6 protein-coding genes are annotated in these 6267 nt (G+C 67.9%); 4 read left to right on the forward strand and 2 right to left on the reverse strand.

Features of this window, described 5'->3' with window-relative positions; genetic code table 11:
- Positions 1 to 378: 378 nt before the first annotated feature.
- Positions 379 to 657 carry a type II toxin-antitoxin system prevent-host-death family antitoxin gene (locus tag SACHA_RS0112840; RefSeq protein ID WP_007023548.1) on the forward strand — a complete coding sequence of 93 codons (279 nt, stop codon included), beginning with the start codon at positions 379 to 381 and terminating at the stop codon, positions 655 to 657.
- Entirely contained in the window at positions 654 to 920 is a 267-nt protein-coding gene (locus SACHA_RS0112845) for a type II toxin-antitoxin system RelE family toxin (protein WP_019810413.1), read from the forward strand. Before SACHA_RS0112840 ends, SACHA_RS0112845 begins: the two co-directional genes overlap by 4 nt.
- A gap of 61 nt (positions 921 to 981) precedes the next feature.
- On the opposite strand, the gene SACHA_RS0112850 is transcribed toward SACHA_RS0112845, so the two are convergent.
- Complete coding sequence (locus tag SACHA_RS0112850; protein WP_198010144.1) at positions 982 to 2247, reverse strand: ATP-binding protein; 1266 nt, start codon at positions 2245 to 2247, stop codon at positions 982 to 984.
- Between the two features lie 369 nt (positions 2248 to 2616).
- Between SACHA_RS0112850 and SACHA_RS0112855 the strand changes: the two genes are divergently transcribed.
- A complete protein-coding gene (locus SACHA_RS0112855) occupies positions 2617 to 3051 on the forward strand; it encodes an OsmC family peroxiredoxin (RefSeq protein WP_019810416.1) in 435 nt (144 codons plus the stop codon).
- A gap of 83 nt (positions 3052 to 3134) precedes the next feature.
- Here SACHA_RS0112855 and SACHA_RS0112860 read toward each other — a convergent pair whose 3' ends face one another.
- Positions 3135 to 4979: a DUF262 domain-containing protein gene (locus tag SACHA_RS0112860; RefSeq protein WP_019810418.1), complete on the reverse strand. Its 1845-nt coding sequence runs from the start codon at positions 4977 to 4979 to the stop codon at positions 3135 to 3137.
- Between the two features lie 173 nt (positions 4980 to 5152).
- On the opposite strand from SACHA_RS0112860, the gene SACHA_RS21945 reads away from it, so the two are divergent.
- The gene (locus SACHA_RS21945) at positions 5153 to 5890 is read left to right on the forward strand and encodes a type I restriction endonuclease (protein ID WP_019810420.1); all 738 of its coding nucleotides are present in this window, start codon (positions 5153 to 5155) and stop codon (positions 5888 to 5890) included.
- Positions 5891 to 6267 lie beyond the last annotated feature (377 nt).

Here is a 6267-nt window from a genome sequence, read left to right on the forward strand (position 1 = left end):
GTCCGGCAGCCCGCCGGGCGTCGGCCCGCAGCAGGTCGAGGTTGACCACCCGCGCCGGGTCCAGCCCGGCCCCGATCAGCCGGTGCCGCAGCCGCGTCTTACCCGACGCCGCCGCACCGACGGTGACGACGACGGCGGGCATCGGCACGACAGAACCGGACTTCACACAACCGGACTACCCGCCCGGCAACGCCGGACCGGTTCACGCCCACAGTGCCGCGATCGGCACCGCCGTGACCCGCGCATCGAGCTGGAAGAGCGACTTCCCGGTGTGCATAACGACACCGGCGACCACAGCCTGAGGAACCCACCGAGGACCGTTCGGAGCGAGGCTCGTACACGCGAGTACAGCGACGTACATGGTGTACAGTGACAGATATGAGCGACGAGAACCCGACAGATGTGCGCGAGGTGTCCGTCACCGACGCGCGCGGCAACCTCGCGGACCTCATCGACACGGTGCGCGACGGCGAGTTCGTCTACCTCATGCGGCACGGGGAACGCGTGGCCGCGTTGATGCCCGCCGACGTGGCGGAGAACTACGAACGCATCGAAGACGACTACTGGGCCCGCCGCGCCAACGACGCGCGCGCCGCGATCGAGGCGGGCGAGGAAGACACCATCTCCTGGCAGCGCTACCTCGCCGAGTCCGCGTGACCTACCAGATCGACCTCACCCGGCGGGCCGCGAAAGCGCTCGACGCGATCGACAAGCCCCAACGCCGCCGCGTCCTCGCCGTCATCGACGCGCTCACCGACGAGCCCCGCCCGCCGCGCTGCACCAAACTCGCCGGGACCACCAACCGATGGCGCGTCCGCGCCGGAAACTACCGCGTGGTCTACGAAGTCCACGACGACCGGCTCCTGGTGCTCGTCGTCGAGGTCGGACACCGCGCTTGCGTGTACAAAGACAACCGCTAAATCACCCGCATGGACCATCTGACACGCCCCGTGGCCGGGATCCGGCGTCGCCGCAGGTAAGTCACGCCCACAGGGCAGCGATGGGCACCGCCGTGATCCGCTCGTCGAGTGGGAAGATCGACTTCCCTGTGTGCAGGACGATCCCGGCGACGAACCGGTCGCCGAGCTCGTCCCGCAGCCAGGCGAGATGCCGGGTGTCGGCCACCGAGGGACTTGCGCTCGCCTTGATCTCCATCCCGACCACGCGCCCGTCCGCGGTCTCGAGGACGACATCGACCTCGCGTCTGCCGTTCTGCTGCCGCAGGTGATACGCCACGGCCTTGTTCCGGACCGCTTCCAGCACCGGGCGCACCTGCGCGAGCACGAACGTCTCGAGCATGCGCCCCAGCAGTTCGCCGTTGCGGAGAAGTCCCCGGGTGTCCACGTCCAGCAGTGCGGCCACGAGGCCGGTGTCCGTGGCATAACGCTTCCGTTGCTTCACCAGACGACTCAACCGGTTGGTGTACCAACCCGGAAGCGACCACACCACCCGGAGATCGTCGAGCAGACGTTCCTGCCTCCGTACGGTCTTGACGTTCATTCCCGCCGCCGACGCCAGTTCGGTGTCGGCCGTCATGGTCCCGGTGCATTCCGCAAGGGCGTGCAGCAGGCGTCGCAGCGCCGGAGCGTCACGAATGTCCCCGAGCTCGGGGACATCCCGCAGGACGAGCTGTTCGACGTAGCTGTCGAGCCACAGGGTCCGTGGCCGGGCACGCAGGTTCACCACGGACGGGTATCCGCCCACGACGGCGAGATCGAGGTATCCGGTGAGGTCCGGGGGCGTCTCGGGAACGGAGAGTTCGGAGACCTCTCCGTTCAGCAGAGCGGACACGAAACGGTCTTGCGGAACTCCGGAGGATGAGCGCTCCAGCACCGTGAGTGGGTGCATGTTCAGCGTGATCACGCGCCCGGTACCGGGCCAGGAGGCGGACGTGAGCGGCGCCCGCACACTGCCGGTCAGGAGGAAGCTCCCGGGGCGTGCCTCGCGGTCGACCGCCCGCTTCACCGCGGCGAGCACCTCGGGGACCTCCTGCCACTCGTCCAGCAGCACGGGCCCGGACGCGGCTTCCGACACCGCCCGCAACGCCGCACTCGGGTCCGCTCGGAACGGGGCGGCCTGAGCCTTGTCGTCCAGTTCGACCACCGATTCGGCGAATCTCCGTGCGGTCGTGGTCTTCCCCACCGCCCGCGGACCGGCCAACAGGACGGCAGGGAAGACCTCCAACGCTTCGCACACCCGCTCGTCCACCAGTCGCGGCACATAGTGCTCGTCAGCAGGGCCGACCACCCGGACACCCCTTCCACCTCGATCTACAGCTTTCGCGCACCCGCTGGCGGCCTTCTCACACACCGCCTAGCGGCCTCCTCACACAGACTCTAGCGGCCTTCTCAAACACCTCCTAGCGGCCTCCTCACACATGTACTAGCGGCCTTTTCACACAGAGTGCCTCAAAGGCGCAGGTCAACCGCAGTTTCCACGGTGTGCCGGACGTGGGGACGCCGCTCACCGGCCGCCGCGACACCGCAGCGTCGGATTCGCGGCGCCCGTACAGCGGCACCCACGTAGGCGAACGGTCCCGCCGCTCACCGCGCCGTGCCGGGCGGTGCGGCCTAGGGTCGAGACCACACCCCCCACTCTCCGGCGAAGGGAGCCTCCATGGCCCAGCGCGACGCGACCACGCACTGGAACGGCGGCCTCAACAGCGGCACCGGCGCGATCACGCTCGACTCCTCGAACACCGCCCGGTTCGACGTCACGTTCCCGCGCCGGGTGGGTGAACCGGAGGGCACCACCAGCCCGGAGGAGCTGATCGCGGCGGCGCAGTCGTCCTGCCTGGCGATGAACCTCGCCGGGGTGCTGGAGAAGGAGAACCTGACCCCAAAGACGATCGACATCACCGCGGCGGTGACCGTGGAGGCGGCCGACGGCGGGCTGACAATCAGCACGGTGGACATCACCCTGCGCGCCGACGTGGACGGCGTGGACGCGGACCGCTTCGGCCAACTCGCCGCGGCCGCCAAGGACACCTGCCCGGTGAGTAACGCCCTGGCGGGCACGACGATCACCATGGACGCCGCACTCGCGAGCTGACACCCCAACACGGCGAGTCGACAGCCCAGCACGGGGAGTCGACGCCGCGGGCCGGCGGGGCCCTCCACCGTCGCCGTGTTCCGCTACCCGGTGACGCCGTATTCCGCGTTGTCCACCGGGTCGTCCGGCTCGGGCACGAACGCGTCGGAGGATTCAGCACCCCCGTCGAGTGAGTCCTGGTCGATATCGCGCGCGGCCCGCTTGCCCATGGCCGATTCCACGAGCCCCAGCAGCGCCTCACGGCGGTGGGTGAAGAAGCGTTCGAAGTCGCCCGCCCGCAGCGCCGCCACGTCCACCTGGTGGGCGGCCACGATGGCGTCGAGTTCGTCGGTGGTGATCTTCGCCCGGGCGTCCAGCTTGCGCATGTAGTCGGCGGGGGACACCCCGCCGACGAGCTGATTGGTCTTGCGCGCCAGCGGCGTCTTGTTGACGATGCTCTCGCGCAGCTCCGGGTCGATGTCGTGGGCCAGGCACCACTTCTTCGGGAAGATGTGGTGGATGTCGACCGCCAGTTCGACGTAGTGCGCCCGGTCGAACGGTTGGTGGTGCAGCCAGTCCTTGGTGTCGTGCGCCATCAGCAACGCGTTTATACCCTTGTATGCCGCCGCGTTCCGGGTCTTGAGCGAGTGCAGTCGGGACTCGACGAAGTTGGCGTCCTCCACGGTGCGGGGCACCGCCGCCCGTTCCTCACCACGCGCCCACGCGGGAACCTGTTCGACGTCGCGGGCCATCCGGGTCTCCGTGGCGGAGCTGTACAGTTCGCCCAGTACTCCGCACCAGTACCACTGCCGGACGCGCGACCGGATGCCGTGGATGTCGATGTCCTCGCCCATCAGCACCCGCAGTGCGGCCAGCGGCACCAGCTGCGTGGGATACGGGACGTCGCCGTCGATGTGGATGTGCTCGGCGGCGAGGAAACCCGCGACCCACACCATCGCCTTGCGCACCTCGTCGGCCCAGTCGAGGTAGTCGGACAGGCGCAGGCTCAGGATGTCGTCCTTGCGCGCGGTGGTCGCCCGGTGGTTGCGGTTGCTGGCCAGCAGCATCACCGCCTGAAGGAACTCGGTCTCGTCCAGCCCCTGCAGCACCGGGTACTTCCCGATCACCTCCGCGGTGGAGTCCCAGTCGTCCTTGAGCCGGAAGTCCGTACCCGTGGCGCGGTAGTAGTCGGCGTCGCCGGCGAACTTCGCCGTGAGCAGCTCGAACACAGTGAGCTTCATCCCGCCCTGGTTAACCTTCTCGAAGACCGTGGCCACGGCCTCCTTGGTGGTCTGGCGGTCCAGCTCGATGGACGGGATGGTGTAGGACTTCATCGGCGTGAGCACGGTGTTGAGGAACGTCCGGGCCACATCGCCGTCGGCGTATCCGAACAACCAGTCGGTCCCACTGTCGCGGTAGGCCAGGTTGACCGGGAAGTAGCCGTGTTCGAGCTGTTTGTCGCGGGTGGAGACGTCCAGGACGATGTCGCGGTCGAAGTTCTCCCGGAGCACACCGTCACCCGGCAGCGACTTCACCGCCTCGTCCAGATTGTGCGGGTCCTTCACAGCCTGCACGATGTCGAAGAAGAACCGTCGCTGGACGACCTTTCTCCGCGCGTCCTGGGTGTCGATCACGCCGTCGCCCCAGAGCGCCTGGCTCAACGAGGTGAGGCGCTGTTGCCCGTCGAGCACGAGCAGCGCGGGGTCGACGTCGGCGGACTCCTCGTCGACCCCCTCGATCAGCCTGGGCTTGAACCGCACCTGGTCATTGCCGGTCTGCAGCGTCATCACCACGCCGAGCGGGTGCCCGTGCGCGAGGGTGACCAGCAACGACCGGATGCGCTCCTCGTCCCAGACGTAGCCGCGTTGAAAGTCGGGTAACTGGATCTCACCCCGCGCGATCCTCGGGAGGAGCTCCTTCAACGGTTGTTGCGGCGTCTGGAAGCCCATCGATCCTCCTACGTTGACGTCCTGACCAGGCCCGCACCGACGCTACCGCAGGTGATCACGCGTGTACGGCGAATCAGACAAGGGAACCGCCCCGATAACACTCCCGCCCTCGTCGCCGACTGTCGCGCGAAGGTCACCGACCCGCCGGTCCGTTCAGCGAGGAGAGGTCCCGGATGGAGATCGCGGAGCGCACGCAGGCTCTCGCCCAGAAGATCCGTAAGCACAAGGCGGCGATCCAGACGGAGGAAGCCATCAAGAACGCGTTCGTGATGCCGTTCATCAGCGACGTGCTCGGCTACGACGTCTTCAACCCGGACGAGGTGATCCCGGAGTTCACCGCGGACGTGGGGGTCAAGAAGGGCGAGAAGATCGACTACGCGATCGCGCACGACGGCCGGATGCAGCTGCTCATCGAGGTCAAGAAGATCGCCGAACCGCTACGGGCCGAGCACGCCTCGCAGCTCTACCGGTACTTCGCCGTCACCGACGCCCGGATCGCGGTGCTGACCAACGGCGAGACCTACGAGTTCTACACCGATCTCGAAGCGCCGAACCGGATGGACTCCAAGCCATTCCTGGTGCTCGACTTCTCCGACATCGACGAGACGCTGCTGCCCGAGCTGGCGAAACTGACGAAGGAGTCGTTCGACCTCGACTCGGTGATCAGCACCGCGGGCGAGCTGAAGTATATCGGCCAGCTCAAACGGGTGCTGGCCGCGCAGTTCAAGCAGCCGGAGGACGACTGGGGCAAGCTGCTCACCAACCGGGTCTACGACGGGCCGTTCACCCAGCGGGCGCGGGAGAAGTTTTCGTACAGCCTCTCGATCCTGTCTATCATCCGTGAACAGGCGTCGATCAGCGGTTTGACCCCTTCGGGACTGGAGCGGAAGCCTCCGGACTTGGCGGTCTGAATCATGTTGTCCGCCCCGGTCTGCATCTTCCCGATCCCGGCCATGAAACCGCCGTCGCCGGCTCCGTCGACCGGCTCGCTCGGTACCGAGTGATCGTCGAAAACGCCGTCGGACATGGGCCCCTCCCCGTGTCATCGTTCGAGGCGTCCTCTCCGCCGACCCCGGTAGGTTCACCCGGCCCGGCGGAGAGACCACCGCACTGCGCACCGCTCACGATAGCCGGGCCGGAGCAGCCGCCCCAGTGGTTCCGTCCAATCCGCCGACCGGGCTCGTCACCGTGCCCGCCGCACCGCGACCGGGTTCCCCTCGGCCACCAGCGCCTCCACCGGGTCGTCGGCGGCCGGCTCCAGCCCGTCACCGGCCAGCGCCGCGACGAC

This window comes from Saccharomonospora halophila 8, assembly GCF_000383775.1.
GTDB lineage: Bacteria > Actinomycetota > Actinomycetes > Mycobacteriales > Pseudonocardiaceae > Saccharomonospora > Saccharomonospora halophila.

Coding starts and splice junctions, on each gene's coding strand:
- SACHA_RS0112840 (WP_007023548.1), top strand. CDS start 379: ATGAGCGACGAGAACCCGACAGATGTGCGCGAGGTGTCCGTCACCGAC.
- SACHA_RS0112855 (WP_019810416.1), top strand. CDS start 2,617: ATGGCCCAGCGCGACGCGACCACGCACTGGAACGGCGGCCTCAACAGC.
- SACHA_RS0112860 (WP_019810418.1), bottom strand. CDS start 4,979: ATGGGCTTCCAGACGCCGCAACAACCGTTGAAGGAGCTCCTCCCGAGG.
- SACHA_RS21945 (WP_019810420.1), top strand. CDS start 5,153: ATGGAGATCGCGGAGCGCACGCAGGCTCTCGCCCAGAAGATCCGTAAG.